A 25,505-nucleotide genomic window follows, 5' to 3' on the forward strand; every position below is an offset into this window, starting at 1 on the left:
TTTCAACTAAGCTGAAATGCAATCTATAAATAAGATTCTACTATTTTTGTCACAAATTGAACCTATTTATCCCTACTATGGAAGGTCCGGAATTGTTCCTGCTCTTTAAAAGATTCCCAAGTATCTGCACCGATACAAGAAAGATAAAAGAAGGAGACCTCTTTTTTGCCCTCAAAGGAGATCGATTTGACGGCAACAAATATGCTGAGCAGGCTTTGGAGAAAGGAGCCGCAAGGGCCATCATTGATGATCCGCAATATGCGAAGGAAGGGGATGATCGCTTTGTATGTGTTGAAAATGCGCTCAAAGCCCTACAAGAGCTCGCAAATACCTATCGGAAATCTTTACGCATTCCTGTACTGGGAATTACGGGTAGCAATGGAAAGACCACGACTAAGGAATTGATCAATGCAGTCCTGAGTACAGAGAAAAAAGTATTTGCAACACAGGGAAATCTCAATAATCATATTGGCGTTCCCCTAAGCCTCCTCAGTATTCCCGCAGAAGCAGAAATCGCCATCATCGAAATGGGAACTAATCAGCCAGGCGATATTCAGGAGTTGGTGGAAATTGCTATGCCTGATTTGGGACTTATTACCAATATCGGTTCGGCCCATTTGGAAAGACTCGGAAGTGTCGAAGGCATACGGGAAGAAAAAGGCGCTTTGTTTAGGAAAGTGATGAAGCAGGGAGGATTGATTTTTCTGAATAAAGGCGATGATCATCTGAATCAATTGGTCGGAGACTATCAAAACATCAGAAGCTATGGAAGTCCGAATGCCGACTATCAGTTTGAGATAGAAAGAAATGAAGCCTCAGGTATGGATATGCTCGTTCATGCAAAAGCCTGGGAGCAAAGCCAAAGTTTTCAGTTGCAGCTAAGCGGTTCTTACAATGCTTTGAATGCACTGGCAGCTATCGCCGTAGGAGAGTATTTTGCTTTGTCGAGGGAAAGTATAGCCCACGGACTTTCATCCTATGTTTCCAGCAATAACAGAAGCCAAATTCTACAGAGAGAGAACTATCAGATTTATCTGGATGCCTACAATGCCAATCCTTCTTCGATGAAGGCTTCCATTGAGAATATGTTTGAGATCAGTAAAGGAAAACTCAGCTTGATCCTGGGAGATATGTTTGAGTTGGGCGAAAAGGAAGAAGCGATGCATGCAGAACTGGGAAGTATGATAAATACCCATGTTCCCTATCGATGCATTGGAGTAGGCAGGCTGATGAAAGCTGCCATTGAGCAGATTGATCAGGATGCACACTGGTTTGAGACTGTAGAAGAGGCTCAGCAAAAAGTTGAATCTCTGATCGAGGGCTCAGATTTAGTGATGATAAAGGGTTCCAGAGGTATGGCTTTGGAGCGTCTGCTAGATAAGATTTAGGCTTAGTTAAGGATGCCTACTTTTTCTATCCCACAAAGTTTTTCCTCCCGCATATATTGAGCGACCGAAATGGCATACGTACCAGCTTCGGTGTAAGGAATTTCAATCAAATCATTCAGATCAAAGAGATAGTTAGCTCCACTGGCTTCTACGCTCCATTCTCCCATAGGATCACTTAGGACCTCATTGTGGACAATCTCAGTTTCTTTCCCCTGGGGATCTGTTATCCGTATTTGCAAATAGATATTCTGGAAGCGGTATTCCGGATTAAATTTAAGGTGCAAAGAAAGCTTCCCGGGTCCCTGAAGTTCTTGATCAGCCTCAATTACCTCCTTTACTTCCCAGCAGCCATCCTCAAAACTCCTGCTACTCAGATAATCTCTGTTGTCGCAGGATACCGCCAAGGAAGCCCAGGCAAAGAGGATGATCAGTGCATTTGAAAGAGGAGATTTATTTGCCTTTCTGGTCATTTCTGTTCTGAGGTTTTCTTCTGGGCCCTTTATTTTGTGGGCGATTTTTATTGGGTCTGGAACTGGAAGAATTGCGGTTTTGGCCACCGGATTGTTGCTTCCCGGGCCTCCCTTTGTTCCCGCCTTTATTTCCAGCAGATTCTCTTTGAGAATTGGGCTGGTTTCCTGAGGCTTGTACCTTTTTATTTCTATTGTCTTTTCCCTTGCGGAAATTTCTGTTTTTATTTTTGTGGTGGCCCTTCTTACGCTTGTTCCTTCTTTCAGGTGCAGGAATATTGGTTCCTACGACATCCACAAAGTCATGGTTCAGGTCAGGTCGGGTACTCTCGACAGTTTCGATTTTTGCGAAAGTAGCCTGGGGTTTCTCCCCTTTGTCATTCATGGCTTTGATCCGACTCACTTCCTCTACATCTATGGGATACCAGGAGGTTTCGCCTACATAGCTAAACCACATCTTACGCTTGAAGATGTCTGTCTTCTGGAGAGTCGCTTTTCCTTTGGCTGTCTCAATGAAAGTCACTTCCGGAAACCCTTCCAGGGCATCCATATATACGTCCAACTCATAATTGAGGCAACATTTCAATCGCCCGCAGAGTCCGGATATTTTCATGGGATTGAGGGAAAGATTTTGGTAACGGGCAGCTGAAGTACTGACTGTTTTGAAATCAGTCAGCCAGGTAGAGCAACAAAGCTCCCGGCCACAGGCTCCAATACCTCCTACCAGACCAGCCTCATACCTCAGGCCGATTTGTTTCATCTCAATACGAATTCGGAATTCCCTCGCCAGAACTTTGATCAGTTCCCGAAAGTCCACCCGATGATCGGCTATATAATAGAAAATTGCTTTCGCCCCATCTCCCTGAAATTCGACATCACTGAGCTTCATATCGAGCCCTAATTCTATGATCAATTCTCTCGATCTGGTCAGTGTTTCCTGCTCTCTGGCGCGTACTTTTTTCAGCAACTCCAGGTCTTCCTCATTGGCTTTCCGGTATATTCTGGGAAGTTCTTTGATAGGCTTATTGACCCCTTTCTTTTTCATTTGCAGCTCAGCCATCACTCCACCCAAAGAAAGGATTCCCACATCGTAGCCGCGATCACTTTCGACAACTACATTATCTCCAATATAAAGTCGCAATCCATTTACATTTCTATAAAATGATTTGCGTGTATTTTTAAACCTGATTTCGTAGACATTATCAACTTCTGTATGGCCCGGAGGCAGCATATTGTCTAACCAATCAAAGGTATTCAGCTTATTACATCCACCGGTAGCGCAACCTCCCTGTCTTCCGCATCCATCAGAGGAACAAGTCCCGCTACTACATGATCCACATCCCATAATTCTCCTTGTATATATGTTAAAAGAGGTATGTGCAGCTCAAAAAGCGGCAGTGAAAACATCTATGAAGGAAGGAAAATATAAATACAGGAGGATTATCAAAGAATCCTCGTGATGAGATCAGAAATCAAATAAAGCAGTTCATATGAAAAGGCTTTGCTTGCTTAGGGTATTAACTTAACCCGGTAACGTATTTATATAAAGCTTTCTAAAGGAAAGCAAGAAACTTCAAATCATAGATGGTATCACATCATACCATCGAATCGTTTACACTCTTGTGTTGTGCTTTAAAGAACGATGAACCGGGTTTTTTTACCGAATGAATCCAATAGATTCTATTCACGATTATAAATTCCCAACGTTCATTTTATCTATGTTAAAGTAAGGATTTTTTTCCTTGGGTTGCAAACAGCAGGGATATTTAGGCATTTAAGCTGTAATCGCGAAATGCAAATTCCATACATATTGCGAATTAAACCTCTTCTTCTTTCTCCAGCTGTGTTTTCAGGAAGCGCATATACTTTTTGCTGTTGAATTTTTCTTCGTACAGATCAAAAAGTTCATGAGCAAAATCAGAATTAGTGGCATTTTTCAATTGGCTGAATATCTGGCGGGTGATGAATACGTCATGAGGACCATCTTTCAAATCTTTACTGGCGAGTTCCAGTACCTGTCTCAGATTTTCTTCTTCCTGTCCGGCCTGATTATTTTTTCCCTGGAGTAAAGCCCGGCTAAAATAGTTTTGCAGATAGAGGTAATAATAGTAGGAAAACATCGCATCCTGATTATTCACATTGAGTTGATCCAGGTAATTTTCCGGGACTTCTTTATTGTAGGCCTTTGCCAATTTGAGATAGCCTTTTTGATAAAGGATCTCATTTCTTTCAAAGTGAACAAACCATTCCGGCAAGTCTCCAAATATTTCTTTTTCGTTCAGGTAATTGAGTTCCCGAATAGCCATGGAGTCGAGTTGCTGGCCGAAACCGTTTAGGTCTTCTGATACGAGAATACTTCTCCGGGCCCGCAAATGGACATCTCCAAAAATCTCTGATTTCTCGAGGTAATAATCGCAAATATTTGCGAGCATGCCTTTATAGCGAAGAGAATCGAGTTCCCGATTAAGGGGCGAGTAGTGGAGATTGACACTCAAAGAGGTGTCTCCGGGCATAAGGAGCACTTCAAGAGCTTCATCATTGATATACAGCCTGGCGGGTCTGGGGCTATTTACGGCGAAAGACATGAGAAACTCATTGGAAGCCATACTATCGGCTTCGACCAGGGTTTTTTGTCCTTCCAGAATATTGTTGTATTCACCAAAGACCTCATGAGGCCCACCAAGGCCATCAATGAAGACTTTTACGTAGGTGGTATCGTAGAATTCGTAGCTGGGATTGAAGCCGAGGGTATTCTTTGCCTGATAGGTCAATCCGTATACATAAGCTACCATAGCTCCTGCGATTATCCAGGGTATGACGGCATGTTTCATTAGGTTAATTTGAGTTTAGCTACGAGTTTACAGCAGAGTTTCAAAAATTTCAATACGCAAATGAGGATTACCCTACAAGCCTTACATACTTGATCGCATAATGCGATGAACCTTCAAAGAAAGGTCTGTGAATACCATTTGTGCGTTTGCATTGCCAGAAAGGTATCTGTGGCTATCCTCTAGTTCCCGGGTAATGAGTTCTACTTTAGCAGGATTGACAACTTGAGAGAATTTTTCCTGAAAACCTTTCTCTGCTTCGGTCACTAAAGCGAGTTGAGGAAGCCCCACCTGGTAGAGAAAAGAGTCTCTCATCTTCTTAACCGCAAGCTCAAGAAACAACTTTTGAAATTCTTTATTTTCCTGATAGATCTTTTCGATTTGCTCGAGAATTTTGTCAAACTGACCGGTATAGACAGCCCTCAGCCAATTGGCATATCTGTCTCCCATCTCCTGGCTATGCTCACTCATATACTCACTGGCAGTGGAGATACTTCCTTCGGCAATGCGGGAGAGTTCATCCGCTACACTTTCATCCACTCCTTTTACCTCCATCAAATAATTTTTGATCTGCTCGGCTTGTATCCGGGCAAGGGGAATTCGCTGACAACGAGAATTGATAGTTGTCAGGAGTTTTGAAGGATCACTGCAGGTCAGGATCAGTAGTGTTTTATCCGGAGGTTCTTCCAATAATTTCAAGAAAGCATTGGCTCCTTCCGTATTTATCTGCTCGGCATTCCAGACGATGACAACTTTATAGGGAGCTTCGAAGGCTTTGAGGAAAATACCTCTTTTGAGCGCCCGGATTTCATGCACGCTGATAAAGAGCTGTTTGTTTTCTCCTCCCAGTGCTCTTTGCCATTTTGCATAACTCAAATAGGGATCCGCCGCAAAAGGTTCGCGAAAGTGCTCATAATAATCAGCACTCAAATAACGCTTGCCTCCTTCTGTTTTGGAGATAATGGGCAGGATAAAGCGGACATCCGGATGGATGGCTTTACTGATCTTGATACAATTGCTGCATTTGCCACAACTGTCATTCTCTTCAGGTTGAAGGCAATTCGCGAATTGCGCAATGGCATTTGCAAAGCCCAATTGACCAACTCCTGCAGGGCCTACAAGCATCAGGGCGTGTGCAAGTCGCTCACTTTTGATCGCGTCTAACACCCGTGATTTTGCTTCCTCCTGACCGATGATATCTTTAAATCTCACTTCTTATTGACTTAAGCTCCAAATTTGCTAATCGCTTCTTCTACAATTTTTTCTGTACCCGATGCACCGATTCTGTTGGCGCCCAGTTCTCGAACGCGCAGGGCATCTTCCAAATTTCGTATGCCTCCTGAGGCTTTAATTTTTACTTCTGCTGCACTATGTTTACGCATGAGAATCAGGTCCTCATCCAATGCCCCGATGCTGCTAATATTTCCCTCTATATCTTTTACATAGCCAAAGCCTGTCGAGGTCTTTACATAATCAACTTTCAAATCGCTACAAATCTCACAGAGACGAATTTTGTGATGAGCGATGGGAAGAAAGGCATTTTCGAAGATTACTTTCAGGATTACCCCTTCTGCCTGACAAACATGTTGAACCGCTGCTATATCCGCTTTCACATAGCCCCAATGTTCATCCAGAACTTTGCCTACATTGACCACCATATCAATTTCTTCGGCTCCTTCTTTGATGGCTACCGTAGTTTCATAGGCTTTTACTTCACTGGAATGATTTCCATGTGGAAAGCCGATGACCGTACAAACTTTTACCGGAGAATCTTGCAGTAACTTTGCCGCTAGTGGTACCGCATAAGGTTTGATACATACGGATGCGACCTGGTACTTTTTTGCCAGTTCTATACCTGAGATCAATTGCGCCTCCGTAAGGGTAGGGTGCAAAAGGGCATGGTCAATCATTTCTGCAATTTGCCTGGCTTTCATGATTTGAAGTTACGAGAAAGGAGCTTAAGCTCAAATGGAATGAGGGAGAAATGACTTCGGCGAGACAGGAATTTATGCCTTAAACCAAATCCTGAAGGGCAAGATCAAGTTCGGAATACTCAAATATGTACTTTTCTCTTTGAAGGACGCGGGGAATGGCTTTCTGCCCACCCCAAAGCAAAAGAGATCTTTCTCCTAACAGAAATTGAAGTGCAAATTTGGGAGCCGGGAATGGATCGATTCGATTGAGCGTTTTAGCGAGCTTATTGGAAAAAGTTTTTTGCTCGGTTACTTGTGGAGATACAAGGTTTACCGGACCATTTATATTTTCATTTTCCATACAAAAGATCAGGGATTTGACGATGTCGCTTATGTGAATCCAGGGAAAGCCCTGCTTTCCACTAGCCAAGGTTCCTCCCAGATAAGCTTTATAGATCGGAATCAATTGCTTCAAGGCACCCCCGCCTTTCCCTAGTACAATACCTATCCGAGGGTTCACGGTTCTGCAATTCGCTTTTTGCGATTCTTCTTCCCATTCTTTACACACTTTTGCGGCAAAGTCCTCCCCGGCTTTTCCTTTCTCATCAATCTCCTCATGGTTTTTGACCCCATAGTATCCCACAGCCGAAGCAGAAATAAATACTTTGGGTTTTTTGGGGCTACTATTGATATATTTTACACAGGCCGCAGTTGCACTAATGCGGCTATCCAGGATTTCTTTTTTACGGCTCTCTGACCATTTGCCTTCTGCAATACTGGCTCCCGCCAGATTTATGATCACATCATAAACTCCGATTCCCATAGGCATTTCCTGGCCATTCCACTTGAGGTAGGTGATATATCGATCCTTGCTTTCTCGAGCACTTCGACTGAGTATACTGACTGTATGCCCCAGTTCTGTGAGCTTGGGAACAAGGTGTTTACCAATAAATCCGGTCCCCCCGCTAATCAAAATATTTAGGCCAGAGTCAGACATTTTTAGGGATTTTCAGATGAAGAATATATAATTTCAGGCTATACAAATATTTGTTATTTATTACCTACTTTCCAAATAAAATAATGTTTAAACTATATAGTCCTGGGCCAGTACCGGTTCCGAATTTTGTGCAGGATGCTTTATCCAAAGCGGTTATTCACCACAGAAGTCAGGAATTTGAAGACTTTTATGAAGGCTTTTTGAAAAGTCTTTCCTACATCTTTCAGACCGAACATCAGGTCTGTGCCTGTATGGGAAGTGGCACCTATGGGGTGGAAATGGCTATTTATAGCATGTTTCAGCCTGGAGAGAGGCTGGTAGTGAGTGCAAATGGTAAATTCAGTAAGCGTTGGGCTGATTATGCCCGCTACCTGGGGATGGAGGTACAAGAATTGGCAAATGAATGGGGAGAGGCTCCTGCTTTGAAGGAAGTTATGGATAGCCTGGAGGAGAATCCGCATTTGCAAGGCCTTATCCTGACACATTCTGAAACTTCAACAGGCTCTTTACTGGATTTAGAAGAAATTGCCTTTGAGGTTAAACGAAAATATCCTCACATCCTCATTCTGGTCGATGGAATTACAAGTATCGGCTCCCTGCCTTATTTCCATGATGATTGGGGCATTGATTGTAGTGTGATAGCTTCTCAAAAAGCCCTCATGAATCCGGCTGGCCTGGTAGCCTTTGCCTTTAGTCCACAAGGCAAGGAAAAACTTCGCGAAACTCATCCTTCCGATTTTCAAAATCTCTACAATCACCTCAAAGCTGCTCAAAAGAATAGTTCGGCATTTACTCCACCTGTGCAATTGCTCTTTGGGGTGGATGCTGCCATGAAGCATATGGAAGAAGAAAGCTTGCCTGCCATTTGGAACCGGGTACAACAGACCGCTCGCTATTTCAGAAAGGAGATAGAGGAAATGGGAGGAAAGATATTTCCCAGCCGGCCTACGGACTCATTGACTGCCTTTAGCTTTGAAGGAAAAGATAGTACGGCTATCAAGGAGTTTTTGGAAAAGGAATATAAACTCATCCTTTCCGGAGGTCAGGGTGAATTGAAAGGGATAATCCTTCGGGTATCCCATATGGGATTATTTACACAGAAAGACATGGAAGAGGTCATAAAGGCCTTGAAAAATGCCCTTGAACAATCTTAGCTAGCTCCAGCCAACCATTGTTTTTGCTCTTGCTCCTGGATAAATTTCTTGATTACATCCATAGCATCGGGAGCCGGTTCATTATGGTTGAGTTTTTTGAGTTGTAAAGACTCAATCATCGAACGTAAAGAGGCATCCAGGTGCATTTCCTGTAAATATTTCTTATAGCGCTCTAAAATCCAGAATTCGAGGGTATCCTCGATTTTATTCATAAACTTTAGGGGAAGAAAGGCAGAAAAGAAACCAAATATATGTCCGAGTACGTAAAATGAACGTGCGTACCAGGCCGGACTTATTCCTCTTTTTCTGAGGAGGTCGTGTAGAAAAGCTGTATGGCGAGATTTTCTTTCTCTAAGGTGCCTGATCTTCTCTTGGTCAATCCCGAATTGGCGATACCAGCCCAGTCTCATATTTTCTCTGGCATGAAGATCACGGATAAAGAACTCTGTACGCTTTTTTAAATCTATATTAGACGGCATGTAGTACTTTTAAATTGGCATCTACTTATAAACTTACAAAAGATATTGAAAGTTTAAAAATTAAAAAAACCACATAGGGTTTATTCAATATCTTACGATTTTGTAAGTTTTCGGCTTTATTCTTGCGAAAATATCCCAGAGTCCTGTACTTTCAGGGATTAGGAAGGTTAAAACAGCACCCAAACATGTTCAAAGCGCAGTTTTCATATCTAGTACGACGCATCGCAATATATGTAATTTTATTCATATGTTTTTCCTCCCTTTCTCTGATGCAGAAGGGACTGATCGCGCAGAATGAGTATTCTGCCTATTTCGAGGAAGCCTATGAGAAATATCCCAGCGTCCCACAGGGACTTCTGGAAGCGGTGGCCTACACCAATACCCGCATGAAGCACCTGACCAATCAGGAAAGTTGCCAGGGGCTGCCCCAATATTATAGCATCATGGGGCTGGTGGCAGATGGAAAGGGATATTTTGAGAATAGTTTGCAAAAGGTAGCTGAAAGATCACCCTACACAGAAGAACAGATCATAGAAAGTCCACGAATTGCGATTCTGGCTTATGCAGCTGCTTATTCCTATGAACAAAGAAATAAACGATTAACTACTCGTAATGTAGCTGCTCACCAGGGAATCGTCGAATCTTTAGGCGAAATTCCAGATGATGGCTCTGCCCATAACCGCTATGCTCGTGATCAGCAGTTTTATTGCGTACTAACGGAAATGCAGGATCCTCATGTGGGAATGCGAATGAAATCCCGCCAACTCTTCAATTTTGAATCCATTTTTGGCAAAGAAAATTATAAGGTGCTAAAAGCTCCGGAAGTAAAAGTGGAAAAGGATGGAGTAAGATCAATAGATGGAGATGAATTTACGGTACCTGGAGTTCGTGCTGCGAATTGTACGGTTTCCAAGAGCAAAGCAGACTATAAACCCGCCATTTGGAATCCCGCCAATAAAAATAACTATGGATCGAGAGGAGGAGAAGAGGTTGAGTTTATTACCATTCATACGATACAAGGATCTTATGCCAGTGCAATCGCCTGGTTTAGAAATAGAAATGCGCGCGTTTCTGCCCACTATATCATTCGAGCAATTGATGGACAGGTAACCCAGATGGTCTGTGAAGATGACAAAGCCTTTCACGTAAAAACCGATAATGCGAAAGCTATCGGGATTGAGCATGAAGGTTATATCGAAGACGGAGCTGCCTGGTACACACAGGAAATGTACAGGAGTTCCGCAAGGCTGGTAAATGACATCGCTCACCGTCGCAAGATCAATACCTTGCAGACTTATGGAGGCCCACCGACAAATGGAGTATCTGTCTTAGGAAATACCTGTTGGAAAGTAAAAGGGCACCAGCACTTTCGGGGAAATAATCATATCGATCCGGGACCTTTCTGGGATTGGGACCTCTATTATCGTATGATCAATGAGACGCCCAAGCCTACGACTTTCACCTCCAAAAAAGGAGATATCTATGATAGTGGCGGCGCAAGTAGAAACCACGGAGATCAGGAACGCAAAACTTTTCTGATCAAACCGAAAAATGCTTTTACCATCAATCTTTCCTTCAAAAGTTTTGAATTGGAAGGAACAAAAGACAAGCCCTATGATTACCTGGACATTTATGATGGACAGGATGTAAACGGAAAATTTCTGGGCAGATATACAGGAGAAGATCTTCCTCCAGAGCTCATCGCCAAAAGCGGAGCTGTTTTTATGGAATTTCGTTCAGATTGTCAGGTAAACAAAAAAGGCTGGCACATTGAGTACAGCGCACGTTCCAAAAATCCGGATTGTCCGGCGCCCAGGGATCTGATTGCAAAGAACATTTTCCCCATGGGTGCTACCCTGAGCTGGAAATCCAATAATCAGGCAGATGAATACCTGGTTTACCTCAAACGCAAACTGGAAAAGACCTGGACTTTATACAGAACTAGCAGGAACTATGTCAATGTCACCGGATTGAGTGCCAATGGATTTTACCAATGGCAAGCAGTTGCGGTATGCGATGGAGATAGTTCGGCTTTTATTGGGGCAAATTTTATTACTCCGAATGTACACCGGGGTTCAAAGCCGCAGCAGTATACCATCCGGTTGAATCGGGGAAGATTCAATGATTCGGGTGGAAAGATTGCCGGATATGGGAATAACGAAAATTATGTCTACCGTATCATCCCTCCGGATAAGGGCAAGGTAGAAATGATTTTCAGCAGTTTTGATACGGAAGATGAACTGGATCAGTTGGTCATATATGATGGACTCACTCCTCAATCAAAAATACTGGGTACTTATTCGGGGAGTAGTATTCCTCCCACCATTCGCTCATCCGGCAATGGCCTGACTTTGAGATTCACATCTGACAAACGAAGTGCGGGCAAAGGATGGTTGGCAAGTTGGAAAAGCATAGGAGGAAATGGAAATACAGGAGAGCCTGATCCTTCGCCTCCCATAGTAGACAATGGAGGAAACAATAATAATACGGGAAACAATTCGGGAACTCCACCGGATTCTGGCAACAATGGAGGAAGCGATAATGGAAATACAGGTGGGAATACAGGAGGCCCTTCAACACCACCTATTACTGATCCTGATCCTCCCCTTACTCCTTCAGATCCGCCCGTAGTTATTGATAATAGCAACTTTGATCCGAAACTCAGCTACCATACTGCAGCTCCGCGAACGGAGCCTGATTTAGCTTCTTCTTACAGCAAGAGTTTTACGCTAAAGTTCAATGATAAAGACAGAAGTGGCCGAGGTCTGGCAAATAGATTTTTTACGATTGCTCAGCAAGATGGAGACGCATATCGTTCTCATCCGGAATCCGGTTTCTTCAATGAAAGTTTTGATGCAGGACTGAATGAGGATTGGAAGAGTGTTGCAGGGAGTTGGTCAGTAAAACAGGGAGTCCTGAGCCAAACGGATACCAAGCCTTCCAATACTAATCTTTATACAGCTCTCAGACAAACTGATCGAGACGTATATGTATACAGTTGGAAATCGAAAATGAGTGGGGATGGGAATAATCTCCGTCATGGACTGCATTTCTTTGCGAATAAGCCTAAAAATCCAGATCGGGGGAACTCCTATTTTGTCTGGATCAGAGATGGGGCAAGGGACTATGTGGAAATCTACAAAACTGTCAATGATCAGTTTGACAGAAAAATCCGCAAGGAGATTCAGCTTAAAAGCGGCCAGGTTTATGATTATAAAGTCATTTACAATCCTAAAAAAGGACGGATAGAAGTATATGTGAACAATAAATTCACTGCTTCCTGGGTAGATCGATATCCTTTGGCAAACGGGCAGTACATTTCTCTGAGAAGTGGAAACTGCATCGTAAGCTATGACGATATCCGAGTGTACAAATCCCGACCATCATCCGTAAAAGTGAGTGTGGACGAAGGAAGTAGAAGTATGCTGAAAGGAAATGGCAGATTTCAGGTCTATTCCTTGATCGTAGATAGAAATATACGTTGGTCCAAAGAGGGAGATGCTGTTTCTCAGATTGGAACGATTGCGGCTCCTCCTGCACAGCCCGATCCAACACCTCCGCCAACAGATCCTGATCCGGAACCTCAGCCTACAGAACCAGAACCAGATCCGGAGCCAGCACCTACTGAGCCAGATCCTTCAGATCCTCCTGCAAATACCAATGAAATTGCATTTAAACTCCCGCATGGAAGCAGTGGGCAGACTTTCTTTCTGCCAGTAGATAATCGTTTAGGAGAATGGCGGGCGAATGAGGAGCTGGGCTTTCTGTATGAAGACTTTAGTGCGGGCAGACTTACGCAGGATTGGACACCAGCTAAAGGAAAATGGTCTCAGGAAAATGGACTTCTGTATCAAAGCGATGTTGGAGAAAGCAATTGCAACATTTACATCCCTGTCAATCAAAAAGGCAATCAAAGCTATTTGTATCATTTCAGAGCCCGTTTTCTAACAGAGGGATCAAACAAGCGATTTGGGCTGCACTTCATGGCGGAGAAAGGTCAGTTTGAGGGTGAAAATGGAGCAGCAGACAATCGGGGAGATTCTTACCTGATTTGGTTCAGACATCACAAAGACAAAGCCGATAAAGTTGAAATTTATCATTCCGAAAAAAATATCATGCCGGGACCTAAAAGATCTGCCTTACTACCGGATCAATTCGAACCTCTGGAATGGTACGACATCAAAGTTCTCTATGATGCTCAATCGGGAGTCATTACGACTTACCTGGAAAATCAGGAAGTGCTCAGTTGGAAGTATAGCAAACCAGCTTTTGACAAAGGAAACTTCCTTTCTCTTAGGGTAGGGGATAGCCAGGTTCAGTTTGACAATATCAGGATGTACCAATTGGCTCCTGATACCCGCATCAATCTGAGTTTGGGAATAAACGGAATGATCAGGGGCGATAGTCGTAGCAATACCGAAGCCCGCGTCCTTTCAATCAATCGTGGCAACAGTGGCAAACGCCCCTGGACGAGCCTAAAAGAAGAGGATGTGAAATTGAAATAAGCTGATTGTTAAGGTTTTCCACACTTATCCACATTTTTGTGAATAAGTAAACTGTGAAAAATACAACATCGGAGCTAAACTAGTAGTTCTGAATCCTACCTGGAATCAATTTTTTTTTGTACCATTTCATAACTGTGAACGATTTATCGCTTGATAAAACTATGACTCCATCCCAAACCCACAAAACTAAAGACGCTGCTCTCACGTCATACTCTTACGAAGAGGTCCTTGCTCAAGCCATTGATTATTTTAACGGAGACGAACTCGCCGCCAACGTATGGATCAACAAATATGCTCTCAAGGATTCTTGGGGAAACATATATGATCGCACACCAGAAGACATGCACAACCGTCTGGCTTCGGAATTACATAGAATTGAAAAAAAATACCCCAAACCCTATTCAAGAGAAGAGATTTATGAAGCCTTAAAAGACTTCAAGTACATTGTTCCTCAGGGAGGACCGATGACGGGTATCGGCAACCAGTTCCAGGTAGTTTCTTTGTCTAATTGCTTTGTGATTGGACAAGATGGTTCTGCTGATTCCTATGGAGGGGTGATGAAAATCGACGAAGAACAAGTACAACTGATGAAACGCCGTGGAGGAGTAGGACATGACCTGTCTCACATCCGTCCCAAAGGGAGTCCGGTTATGAACAGTGCCCTGAGTTCTACCGGAGTAGTTCCTTTCATGGAGCGTTATTCAAATTCTACCCGCGAGGTTGCTCAGGATGGCCGCCGCGGAGCTTTGATGCTTTCTATTTCGGTTAAGCACCCGGATGCTGAGCATTTCATCGATGCCAAAATGGATGGAACCAAAGTTACCGGTGCCAATGTATCCGTTCGGATCGACGATGCTTTCATGAAAGCAGTCAAAGAACAAAAAGAGTACAAACAACAATATCCCATCGATGCTAAAAAGCCGATGGTAAGTAAAGAAATCAATGCCAAGGCTTTGTGGGACAAGATCATCCACAATGCCTGGTCTTCTGCTGAACCAGGTATCCTCTTCTGGGATACCGTGACCCGCGAATCTATCCCCGATTGCTATGCAGATCTTGGTTTTAAAACCGTTTCTACGAATCCATGCGGCGAAATTCCTCTTTGTCCGTATGATTCCTGCCGACTCTTAGCAATAAACTTATACAGTTTCGTAGAGAATCCTTTCACCCCAGAAGCAAAATTTGACTTCGAAAAGTTCAAGAAATACGTTTACATGGCGCAGCGCATCATGGACGACATTGTAGATCTTGAAATGGAAAAGATTGACAAGATTCTGGAGAAGATCAATTCTGATCCTGAAGGAGAAGAAATCAAGCGAACAGAAAGAATTCTTTGGGAAAAAATAAAAGACAAGTGTAGAGAAGGAAGAAGAACAGGAGTAGGTATCACAGCAGAAGGTGATATGCTGGCTGCACTTGATCTCCGCTATGGTACTGACGAGGCCCTTGCTTTCTCAGAAAAAGTACATCGCACCCTGGCTGTAAATGCCTATCGTTCTTCTGTTGATATGGCAAAAGATCGTGGAGCTTTCCCGATCTTCGATGCCGAGAGAGAAAAGAACAACCCTTTCATCAAACGTCTTCGCAAGGCCAACAAGAGCCTCTATGATGATATGGTGAAATATGGTCGTAGAAATATCGCCTTATTAACGGTAGCTCCTACAGGAACCACTAGTCTGATGACCCAGACTTCTTCAGGTATTGAGCCCGTATTCCTGGTTTCTTACAAGCGTCGTCGTAAAGTGAATCCTAATGACAAGAGTGTAAAGGTTGACTTTGTCGATGAAGTAGGAGATGCCTGGGAAGAATATCATGTATTCCACCACAAATTCCTGACCTGGTTAGAGGTTAATGGATTTGACCGCGAAGAAGTGGAAAAACTCGATGAAGAAGAATTAACTCATTTGATAGAGAGGTCACCCTACTTTAAAGCCACTTCTAACGATGTGGACTGGGTGAATAAAGTGAAAATGCAAGGTGCAATTCAGAAATGGGTGGACCACTCTATCAGTGTTACCGTAAACGTACCCAATGATATCTCTGAGGAAATGGTCGCCAAGATCTATGAGACAGGTTGGGAAGTGGGTTGTAAAGGAATCACCATCTACCGTGATGGATCTCGTTCTGGTGTATTGATCGCTGATAATAAGCAGGAGAAAGAAGCCAGTGAGTTCCAGGAAACTACGGCTCCCAAGCGTCCTGAAAAACTGGAAGCTCAGGTAGTTCGTTTCCAAAACAACCTGGAGAAATGGGTAGCCGTTGTTGGCTTGCTCAATGACAGACCCTATGAGATCTTTACCGGACGTGCAGAAGATTCTTTCTCTATCCTTTCTCAGGTAGATCAGGGATGGGTGATCAAGAGTAAAGACGAAAAGGCACGCAATCGCTATGATTTCCAGTATGTAGATAAAGATGGTTATAAGATCACTATCGAAGGACTTTCACGGACCTTTGACAAAGAATACTGGAACTACGCCAAGCTGATTTCAGGAGTATTGCGTCATGGTATGCCATTGCCATTCGTAGTACACATGGTAGGTACTTTGCACCTGGATGCAGAATATCTCAACACCTGGAAGAACGGAGTGGTACGGGCTTTGAAGCGTTTTATCGCAGATGGAACCGCTGCGGTTGAAAATGCTTGTACAGAATGTGGACATGATAGCCTCGTGTATCAGGAAGGATGTCTCACCTGTAAGAATTGTGGCTATACAAAATGCGAGTAATCGCATTTTAAGCAATAGATAATCTAACACAAAAAAGCTTTATGGGCGGGAAACTGCTCATAAAGCTTTCCCTGTCTAATAGGATGGTAGAAATTTTGAAATTATAGGAGTTTTTTTTACCATCAGCGACTAGAGTTGCGTTTATAGATGATATAAAGGAGAAACTATGAGTGATAAGTCCCCAAATGGTCAGAACAATGGATCAGAAGCAGTAAGTACACCTGTTGCGGGAATGTATAAAGATTATTTCCTCGATTACGCCTCATATGTAATCCTGGAAAGAGCTGTACCTATGATTGAAGATGGGTTTAAGCCGGTACAGCGGAGAATTATGCACGCCATGAAGGAAATGGATGATGGCCGTTTCCATAAAGTTGCAAATATAATTGGGCAAACCATGCAGTTTCACCCCCATGGGGATGCTGCCATAGGTGATGCCCTGGTCAACCTCGGACAAAAAGACCTGCTCATCGATTGTCAGGGAAACTGGGGAGATACCCGTACAGGTGATAGAGCGGCTGCCGCTCGTTATATCGAAGCAAGGCTTTCCAAATTTGCGCTGGAGGTTTCCTTCAATCCCAAAATCACGGATTGGCAGGCATCTTATGATGGAAGGAAAAAAGAACCGGTTTCTCTTCCTGTAAAATTCCCCATGGTGCTTGCACAGGGAGTAGACGGGATTGCCGTAGGTCTTTCCACCAAAATCCTTCCGCACAATTTTCAGGAACTTATTAAAGCTTCCATCGCTGTCCTGAAAGGTAAGCGGACCAAATTAATGCCCGATTTTCCTAATGGAGGAATGATTGATGCCTCTAATTATAATGGAGGAAAAAGAGGGGGAAAAGTCAGGTGCCGGGCGAATATAGAAGTAAAAGATAAAAGCACCCTGCTGGTCAAAGATATTCCTTATGGAGTAACTACTACTGGATTGATTGACTCCATTATCAAAGCGAATGATAAAGGAAAAATCAAGGTCAGAAAAGTACTCGATAATACAGCAGCTGAAGTCGAAATACAGATTGATTTACCTTCCGGTGTTTCTCCGGATGTTACCATTGATGCGCTATATGCTTTTACAGATTGCGAGGTTTCAATCTCTCCCAATGCCTGTATCATCATAAACGAGACGCCTCACTTCCTGACGGTCGATGAAATCCTCAATCTTTCCACGGATCATACAAAAGAACTGCTCCGCCTGGAATTGGAAGTACGGCTTTCAGAATTGAAAGAGAAATTACTCTTCTCATCTTTGGAAAAAATCTTTATTGAAAATCGCATATATCGGGATATCGAGGAGTGTGAAACCTGGGAAGCGGTTATCGAAACCATCGACAAAGGATTAGATCCTTACAAAAAGCAGTTTTATCGGGAGATAACCGAAGAAGATATCGTCAGATTGACGGAGATACGCATCAAGCGAATTTCAAAATTCAATGCCTTCAAAGCAGATGAGCTTATTCGTTCCCTCGAAGAGCAAATCGCCGAAATTGAGCATCACCTCGCCAATTTGGTAGAATATGCCATTTCTTATTTTGAAGACCTTTTAGCCAAATACGGAAAAGATAAAGAACGTAAGGCTGAATTGATGACTTTCGACAATATCCAGATTACTCAGGTCGCTGTTGCGAATCAAAAACTGTATGTCAATCGCAAAGAAGGATTTGTAGGCTATGGCTTGAAGAAAGATGAATTTGTAAGAGAGTGTTCAGACCTGGACGATGTGATCGTCTTTAGAGGGGATGGAAAATACCTGGTTACCCGTGTGCAGGATAAAGCTTTTGTGGGGAAAGATATCATTCATGTGGATGTCTGGAAGAAAGGGAATGAACGCAAAGTATATCATGCGGTCTATCGCGATCCTAAAGAAGGGAAAAATTACATCAAGAGATTTGCTGTAACGGCTATCACCCGGGATCGAGAATATGACGTTACCAAAGGAAATAAGGGCTCAAAACTGCTCTATTTCCAGGCACACCTCAATAGTGAATCAGAAGTCATTACAGTTAACCTTACGCAAAGTTGTAGAGCCAAAAAGAAAGTCTTTGATTTTGACCTTTCCACACTCGCTATCAAAGGCCGGGCTTCTCAAGGAAACGTACTGAGCAAATATCCAGTTAGAAAGATCATCCAAAAATCTGTTGGAGCTTCAACTCTGGGAGGAAGGAAGATATGGTATGATGAAACGGTAGGTCGTCTGAATGTAAATGAGAGAGGAACCTTCCTTGGTGAATTTGATACAGAGGATCGCATCGTTACCATCTACAAAGATGGAAGCTATGAATTGGGCAATTTCGAGCTCACCAATAGATATGATCTCGGAAAAGTCAGTTTCCTCGTGAAACTTTCCAAAGAACTGGTCTTTACGGCTGTCCACTATGAAGGGAAACAAAAGGAATATTATGTGAAGAGGTTCCAAATCGAGACTAGTACCATGGATAAAAAATTCACCTTCATCAGTGAAGAAGGGGGATCTAAATTGGTATTCGCATCGATAAAAGAAAATCCTCACGTTAGCTATAAAGTCGGTAAAGGAAGAAACAAAGAGCTGGTTGAAAAAAGCCTGGCTGATTTCATCGATGTAAAAGGCTGGAAAGCAATGGGGAATAAGTTGGATAGAAGGCAGGTAAGTGCAGTGAAAGAGTTGGTCGTGAAAGAAGCAGAAAAAGAAAGCCTGAAATCCGGTGAATCTATCGAATGGTCAGGAGATGATCTGAAACCTGATGGACAGGCCGAACTATTTTAATTGTTTGTCAGCTTATAATTATTGACTAATTTAATCGCCAGATCATTTTGTGGCGTAGATAATGTCTCCATGGCATAGAGGAGAAGGAAAATGTACCTGTGAATTTTTATTGTTATGCGTGAAGGAATCTTCCTAATAGCTGTATGCTTGCTTTTTTCCTGCTCTGGTCCAAGTACTCCCAAAGGCTTAAAATCTCAAATCGCTGATCTTGAGCAAAAAATAGATAGCCTTGAAAAGCAAAATAGCCGCGAAAATGTGGCTGTTTTAAACGAAAGTCGCCAGAAACTGGCTATGACTTATGAGAGCTATGCGGATGAGAATAAGGATACAGATAGTATTCAGTCTGAAGAATACCTGGCACTTGCCGCCAGTCTTTATCAAAACACTTTGCAGCAACTCGACAAAGCTTTGGCTTTGAATGATAAAATTATTGCGGATTATCCCGAGAGTGAAAGGGCCATTTTTGCCCTCTTCAATAAAGGCTATATCTACAATAACTATATACGGGATACCAGTATGGCGAAATCGATCTATACAGATTTTATTGCCAAATATCCCAATCATAAGCTGGCTACCGATGCCAGCGTGGAGTTGCAGTTTTTGGGTAAATCTGCGAAAGAAATGCTGGAAGAAATCCAGAAAAGGAATCAGGAGCAGTCAGAATAAGACTGAAAGAGAGAGCGAAAAGTTCGCACTGTTTTATCCAATCTAAATCCCTACATTTGATTGAAATTCATTTAGGGGATTTTACCGAGACTTACATACAAGAATAGGGATTTCGAGCGTTAGTATATTGCTCGACTTCACATGGGTTGATTAATTGTAAATTGATGAGTTTGAATAAGAACGCTTTTTTAGTGCTCTTCATACCTTTTCTTCTCTTTTGGGCATGCGAACCTCCGGGCTTTGATCCGATTCCGCCCAGAGAAAGAACCTACTTGCATGTTCTCAATGCAAATCCTCAATTGCCGGGGGTAGATTTGGAATTCAGAACCTTTGACGAATCTTCACTGATTGCTCAAAATCTGGGTTTTACCCGTTCATGGCCTACTACAGGATATGCTTCTCTGCTTACCGGTGCAGATCCGGAAAATATCAATACTTCTGATAGCAATCGTATCGTATTCATGGATGTTTATCTTCCGAATACTTCGGATTCTGTGGTTCCTACCAGATCTCTCAATCTGAGTGTCGATGGTCGTTCTACCATTTGTTTAATTGATAGCTTCGGCAAACCTCTGCTGGTTAAGACCGTTGATAATTATGCACGACCTGTAGGCAATATCTCGAATGTGCGCTTCCTGAATTTGAATTTTAATGCACTTTCGGTAACATTAGAAACGAAAGAAAGCGGTTTAGAGATAGAAAGGCTGAATTTCCTTAACTATTCCTCCTTTAGTCAAATAGATGCGGGAGCTTATACTTTTTATTTCCGGGATGATTTCTCAGGAAATATTTTGGACTCAATCAGCAATTTTACGATCAAACCGAGACATACATACAGCTTTTACTTTACGCAAGACGGCGGGAAGAATATCGGGGGAGTTGAAATTTTAGAACAATAAACTGAACGCTTATCAATAACCTGCAATCATACCTAAAGATCATTGGCCTGGCTATTTGTCTGACTCTGCTATCCTTGCCCGCTGTGGCACAGCATGGGCAGAGCAAAATTCAGTATAAAGGAGGATGGGGAAGAGCGATGTTTGGAGGAAACTTTCTGAATTTTGATCAGCTAAATCAGAATTTGATTGCCAATGAATACGCATCTTTGCCTTCCAGCCTGCTTTCTGTAGGATTGGGACTTTACAAAGAAAGAGGCCGTTTCATTTATGGCGGTGAATTGTACAACTATATGATTAGCGAAAGCGACCTGGCCAATCAGGATGCTTCTATCGCCTATCATTACGCCATTTTCCGTACCGGTTGGGTTGTCTACCGTCAGGAAAATTCCTTACTCGTTTATCCTAATATTGGAGTAGGTGGCGGATTGGGTATACTAAAGACTCGTCCCAATACGGAGCCTTTACCCGAAAGATTTAATTCGGCAGGACTGATGTTTGATGCTGCGATAAGTTTGAGCAAATTCAAACCCCTGGACCTTGATGGAAAATATCAATTGGAGCTGGGCGTGAGTCTGGGATACATGCGTACCCTCGACAATATGTGGAACATCACGGGCCTTACCCAAACAGATAACTCCATTTCTGTAAATCCGGATGGCTTTTACTTCAAACTTAGCCTCGGAATGGGAAGTCTTCGATAAGTGTGTAGCAATTCTTTATATTTTTTACATTTTTTTCTCCAAAGTCTGAGTAATATTGAGGACTGAGGCGTTAATAAGGCAGGATTCGCAAAAAAAGAACAACATTTCTGTCTGTTGATCCCTCTTTAAAGCTCTGTATTCTTGGCCTATAGAATTCGTGATATCATCATTGCATCTCTGGCACTCATCCTTTTGAGTCCGGTTTTTTTGTTGATCTGTATCAGCCTTTGGCTGACACAGGAACGAATCTTTTTTGTCCAGCAAAGGCCTGGCTTGAATGAAAAGCCTTTCTTCCTCATCAAATTCAGCACCATGGATGATGTAGAGCCAGGTAAGGATGAATTTGATATGCAACTGGATAGACTCACCTTTATAGGGAAATACCTGCGAAGCTGGTCTTTGGACGAATTACCCCAACTGATCAATGTCATGAAGGGAGAAATGAGTTTGGTTGGACCGAGACCTCTCCTCATGGAATACGTTCCCCTCTACACCGAGAAAGAACATAAACGTCATGCAGTTTTGCCAGGGATCACCGGTTGGGCCCAAATAAATGGAAGGAATGCCCTCTCTTTCAAACAGAAGTTTGCCCATGACCTGTGGTATGTAGAAAATCGATCCTTTTGGCTGGACTTCAAGATCATGTTTCTGACTTTTTGGAAAGTCCTCATTCGCGAAGATATCCACGCAAATGATTTTACGACCTCTGCCCGCTATGATGGGACCAATTAAGCATAGCTAAAAGAACCCCTTACTAAATTTTGTGAATAATTTAATCCTATATTCACAAAACCCTTTTTACATGCATAAACTAACTACCTTACTACTAATTCTCCTGTATGGAGGAGTTGAGCTAGTTGCACAATCCGGAAAAATCTCAGCAAGAATAAGCGATGAAGAGGGTTTGCAAAATTTTGCTTTTGCAGAAATCGCCTTATACCAACTCCCTGATAGCAATCTGATAGATGGGACCCTGGCAGATTCTATAGGTAATTTTTCCCTCAAACGCATTCCCAATGGCAGTTTTTATCTTGCTATTTCTTTTTTAGGCTACGAAACGACTTATTCTTCCAGTTTTGAGGTGAAGGCTGGCCAAAGCCTTGATCTGGGGGTATTCAAAATGAAAGCCAATGAGTTGTTATTAGAAGAAATAGAGATCAGTGGCCGGAAAAAATCCAGTTTTCACCAGGCAGATCGACAGATTTTTTCAGCAGATCAATACAGGCAAGCACAAGGAGGATCGGCCAGCGACCTCTTGAAAAATCTTCCCAGCCTGAGCATGGATGCTTTGGGAAATATCTCCCTCCGGGGATCAAGTGGTTTCATCTTGATGGTAAATGGGAAAAGGCTGGAAGGAGACCCTTTGGTTTTTCTCAATCAAATTTCTGCCAATTCGATAGAAAATATTGAGATCATTACAACAGCTTCTGCCAAATACGATCCTGATGGTAAGGCAGGTATTATCAACATCCAGACTCGGCAAAGTGCTTTGAATGGTCTCTATATTCTGGGAAATCTACAGCTAGGTTTGCCCAGTATTGAAGATTATGACAATAAGGAGCAAGCTCGAAGATACGGAGCCGATGTAACAATCAATTATAAAAACGGGAAGTGGGACCTGGCAACTGGCCTGGATTACAGAAGGAATGACATAGGAGGAAGAAGAGTTGGTTATGTGAATACCTATCAAAATGAAATATTAACAGAGTTTCCTTCCTATGGGGAAAGGAGTTTTGATCGTGAATCCTATAGTGCTCGCTTCTCTGCAGTTTATTCCCCAACTAAAAAGCAGTCAATTTCCACTAGCATATATGCCGGAAAGCGAACCCAATACCGAACGGCAGATATCCTCTATGATTTCCAGCAAAGAAGTTTTATCCCGGAAGAAAATTTTTTAGGACCACAAGCTTACTGGGACCTTTATCAGTCTCAGGGGCGGGTATTGGAAGGAAGTCAGCAAATCAGTGAATTAACCTACTTCAATGAAAATCTCAGAGTGAGGAAAGGTGATTTTCTGATTGGCGCCCTGGACTATGATCTGAAGTTTACGGATAACTCAAGCCTGAAATTGTCGGGCCTGTATGAAAGAACTATTTTAGGTGGCCCCACAGACAACAACAGTCTCGCCTGGCCCAATACGAGGGATACCCTTCAACTTCAGGTTAATGATAATGACAATCCCCTGGATGGACTACGTTTGCAGGCAGATTATAGCAGGAAATGGGGGGATTTGAATTGGGAAAGTGGTTATCAATATCGCTACCTTTCCCATCCCGGAGACTTCATTTACCTGGATAAGAATCTCCAAACGGGGGAGTGGATTCCCAATCCCACTTTCACCAATAGAATTGAATTGAAAAGGACGATCCATTCCATTTATAATCAGTTCAGTGGAAAAGAAAATAAACTTTCCTATTCAGGAGGTTTGCGGCTGGAATATATGGATCGAGAAGTTCGCACTGCAAGTCCCGATACCCTATATTCTCTGGATCTCCTGAGCCTTTTCCCCAACCTTAGCCTCAGCTATGATCTGGGCGATGGTTTCTTATTAAAAGGAGGATACAGTAGACGCATTCAGCGCACGACGACTTTTAAGATGACTCCTTTCCCTGAAAGAGAGCATTCAGAAACCCTGGAGCAGGGAGATGCCGAACTTTTGCCAGAATTCGTAAATCAAATTGAAGCCGGTTTGGTAAAAAACTGGGGAGAGGATAATGCATTTCTTAGCCTCTATTATCGGAAAGTTCGAGATGTAATCAATCGGGTGAATAGCATTTACAACGACAGCATCCTAAATCGGATCTATACCAATGCTGGAAATGCCCAGGCATTTGGGCTGGAAATGGGAAGTAGTTTTCACCTTAGTCCCAAATGGAACCTATATCTCGGAGGCAATGTCTATAATTATCGGATAAAAGGGGATCTCTTTGGAGAAAGGATCAACACTTCAAATACGATCTTTAGTTTCAATGCAAGTAGTTCTTATCAATTCAGTTCGAGCTTCGATATTCAGGCAGCCTTCAATTACCTTTCTCGGAGGGTAACAGCTCAGGGAGAAGATTCCCGTTTTTACAATCCCAGCCTGACGATTCGCAAATCCTTTTTGAACAATCGCCTAAGTTTCAATTTGCAATGGACTTTTATCGACATGGGCATACTTGAATCCAATGAGCAAAGAATCACAACCCTGAGAAACAATTTTTATACGACTACCAATTACATTTATGAGGTGGACGTAATAAGAGTAGGCCTGACTTACCGTCTCAATCAGGCATCTAAAAAAGTAAAGCTGATAAAAAGTGAATTTGGGGATAAAGAGTTTTAGAAAAACTTCTTTTTCGATTTAGTCGCTACGAAGCTTTTTAAATAAAATGGCTCGAAACTTCCCAAATCCTCGAAATCTTTTTTCTGGAATTTTGCATACAAGGCCGACCCCATATCACTTGCAGAGGAAAGTCCATTATCGAGGATGATAGCATTTGAAGATTGAGATAAAATAGGCCTGCATTTAGCGGCTCCATCTCCAAGGAAGATCACTTTATGCTCGGATAAAATCTCTTCAAAAGCGCCATTTTCAATGATTTTTGCCTCAATCGGCATTCGCGAATCCAAATTTGAATCAAAAACCTCACAATAGACTTCCATACGCCTGGCATCCAGCATAGGGCAGATAAGCGCATCCAGCTCACGTGCCAGTTTTTGTGCTTTTAGGGCCAACGTATCCAAACTTCCCAGCGCCAGCAAGGGTTTATCCAAAGCCATACACAATCCCTTGGCAGTAGATACGCCAACTCGCAAACCTGTATAAGAACCCGGTCCTTTGCTTACTCCTATGGCAGAAAGTTCAGCAGGTTTTATCTCCAGATAGTCCAGCATTTGCTCGATCATAGGCATAAGCAAACGGGCATGACTTCTGGCCCTGCGCATATCCATCGCAGCCAGGAGTTTTTCTCCCTCGAATACTGCAATTGAGCCAATAGCTGTAGCCGTCTCAATCGCCAGTATTAACGCTTCCCTTTCATCGGCTTGATTCATCTGA

General features: G+C 42.8%; 18 protein-coding genes. 10 read left to right on the top strand and 8 right to left on the bottom strand.

Annotated elements, in window-relative coordinates:
* The first annotated feature begins 56 nt into the window (after nt 1–56).
* A complete protein-coding gene (gene murF / locus R8P61_27695) occupies nt 57–1,388 on the top strand; it encodes a UDP-N-acetylmuramoyl-tripeptide--D-alanyl-D-alanine ligase (protein MDW3650892.1) in 1,332 nt (443 codons plus the stop codon).
* Nucleotides 1,389–1,390: 2 nt separating this feature from the next.
* Here murF and R8P61_27700 read toward each other — a convergent pair whose 3' ends face one another.
* The 6 genes from R8P61_27700 to R8P61_27725 all read right to left on the bottom strand — a co-directional run bounded on the left by R8P61_27700 (nt 1,391) and on the right by R8P61_27725 (nt 7,593).
* Entirely contained in the window at nt 1,391–1,858 is a 468-nt protein-coding gene (locus R8P61_27700; protein MDW3650893.1) for a hypothetical protein, read from the bottom strand.
* Nucleotides 1,839–3,200: a regulatory iron-sulfur-containing complex subunit RicT gene (gene ricT, locus R8P61_27705; protein ID MDW3650894.1), complete on the bottom strand. Its 1,362-nt coding sequence runs from the start codon at nt 3,198–3,200 to the stop codon at nt 1,839–1,841. Before ricT ends, R8P61_27700 begins: the two co-directional genes overlap by 20 nt.
* A gap of 472 nt (nt 3,201–3,672) precedes the next feature.
* Entirely contained in the window at nt 3,673–4,686 is a 1,014-nt protein-coding gene (locus R8P61_27710) for a hypothetical protein (protein MDW3650895.1), read from the bottom strand.
* An 81-nt stretch (nt 4,687–4,767) separates the two neighbouring features.
* Complete coding sequence (locus tag R8P61_27715) at nt 4,768–5,895, bottom strand: hypothetical protein (protein MDW3650896.1); 1,128 nt, start codon at nt 5,893–5,895, stop codon at nt 4,768–4,770.
* An 11-nt stretch (nt 5,896–5,906) separates the two neighbouring features.
* Nucleotides 5,907–6,617, bottom strand: a complete 711-nt coding sequence (gene deoC / locus R8P61_27720; GenBank protein MDW3650897.1) for a deoxyribose-phosphate aldolase — start codon at nt 6,615–6,617, stop codon at nt 5,907–5,909.
* 79 nt (nt 6,618–6,696) lie between these two features.
* Nucleotides 6,697–7,593, bottom strand: a complete 897-nt coding sequence (locus R8P61_27725; protein MDW3650898.1) for a TIGR01777 family oxidoreductase — start codon at nt 7,591–7,593, stop codon at nt 6,697–6,699.
* Between the two features lie 83 nt (nt 7,594–7,676).
* Between R8P61_27725 and R8P61_27730 the strand changes: the two genes are divergently transcribed.
* Nucleotides 7,677–8,747: an alanine--glyoxylate aminotransferase family protein gene (locus R8P61_27730; GenBank protein MDW3650899.1), complete on the top strand. Its 1,071-nt coding sequence runs from the start codon at nt 7,677–7,679 to the stop codon at nt 8,745–8,747.
* Here the strand turns inward: R8P61_27730 and R8P61_27735 are convergent.
* Entirely contained in the window at nt 8,744–9,226 is a 483-nt protein-coding gene (locus tag R8P61_27735) for a demethoxyubiquinone hydroxylase family protein (protein ID MDW3650900.1), read from the bottom strand. The two genes, R8P61_27730 and R8P61_27735, sit on opposite strands and share 4 nt — an antisense overlap.
* A 269-nt stretch (nt 9,227–9,495) precedes the next feature.
* Between R8P61_27735 and R8P61_27740 the strand changes: the two genes are divergently transcribed.
* The 8 genes from R8P61_27740 (at nt 9,496) to R8P61_27775 (ending at nt 24,791) form a co-directional block, all read left to right on the top strand.
* Nucleotides 9,496–13,731, top strand: a complete 4,236-nt coding sequence (locus tag R8P61_27740; GenBank protein MDW3650901.1) for a CUB domain-containing protein — start codon at nt 9,496–9,498, stop codon at nt 13,729–13,731.
* A 161-nt stretch (nt 13,732–13,892) separates the two neighbouring features.
* On the top strand, nt 13,893–16,457 hold the full coding sequence (locus tag R8P61_27745; protein ID MDW3650902.1) for an adenosylcobalamin-dependent ribonucleoside-diphosphate reductase: 2,565 nt from the start codon (nt 13,893–13,895) through the stop codon (nt 16,455–16,457).
* 166 nt (nt 16,458–16,623) lie between these two features.
* Nucleotides 16,624–19,200 (top strand): DNA gyrase/topoisomerase IV subunit A, encoded by a 2,577-nt coding sequence (locus tag R8P61_27750; protein ID MDW3650903.1) that lies wholly within the window; start codon nt 16,624–16,626, stop codon nt 19,198–19,200.
* Nucleotides 19,201–19,314: 114 nt separating this feature from the next.
* Nucleotides 19,315–19,866 (top strand): tetratricopeptide repeat protein, encoded by a 552-nt coding sequence (locus R8P61_27755; protein ID MDW3650904.1) that lies wholly within the window; start codon nt 19,315–19,317, stop codon nt 19,864–19,866.
* Between the two features lie 170 nt (nt 19,867–20,036).
* Nucleotides 20,037–20,765, top strand: a complete 729-nt coding sequence (locus R8P61_27760; GenBank protein ID MDW3650905.1) for a hypothetical protein — start codon at nt 20,037–20,039, stop codon at nt 20,763–20,765.
* Between the two features lie 74 nt (nt 20,766–20,839).
* Nucleotides 20,840–21,466: a hypothetical protein gene (locus R8P61_27765; GenBank protein ID MDW3650906.1), complete on the top strand. Its 627-nt coding sequence runs from the start codon at nt 20,840–20,842 to the stop codon at nt 21,464–21,466.
* Nucleotides 21,467–21,607: 141 nt separating this feature from the next.
* Entirely contained in the window at nt 21,608–22,198 is a 591-nt protein-coding gene (locus R8P61_27770; protein ID MDW3650907.1) for a sugar transferase, read from the top strand.
* A 70-nt stretch (nt 22,199–22,268) separates the two neighbouring features.
* Nucleotides 22,269–24,791 carry an outer membrane beta-barrel family protein gene (locus tag R8P61_27775; protein ID MDW3650908.1) on the top strand — a complete coding sequence of 841 codons (2,523 nt, stop codon included), beginning with the start codon at nt 22,269–22,271 and terminating at the stop codon, nt 24,789–24,791.
* Here the strand turns inward: R8P61_27775 and tsaB are convergent.
* Nucleotides 24,788–25,501, bottom strand: a complete 714-nt coding sequence (gene tsaB, locus R8P61_27780; protein ID MDW3650909.1) for a tRNA (adenosine(37)-N6)-threonylcarbamoyltransferase complex dimerization subunit type 1 TsaB — start codon at nt 25,499–25,501, stop codon at nt 24,788–24,790. The genes R8P61_27775 and tsaB overlap by 4 nt on opposite strands.
* Nucleotides 25,502–25,505 lie beyond the last annotated feature (4 nt).

It is taken from the genome of Bacteroidia bacterium, assembly GCA_033391075.1.
Taxonomy (GTDB): Bacteria; Bacteroidota; Bacteroidia; order J057; family J057; genus JAWPMV01.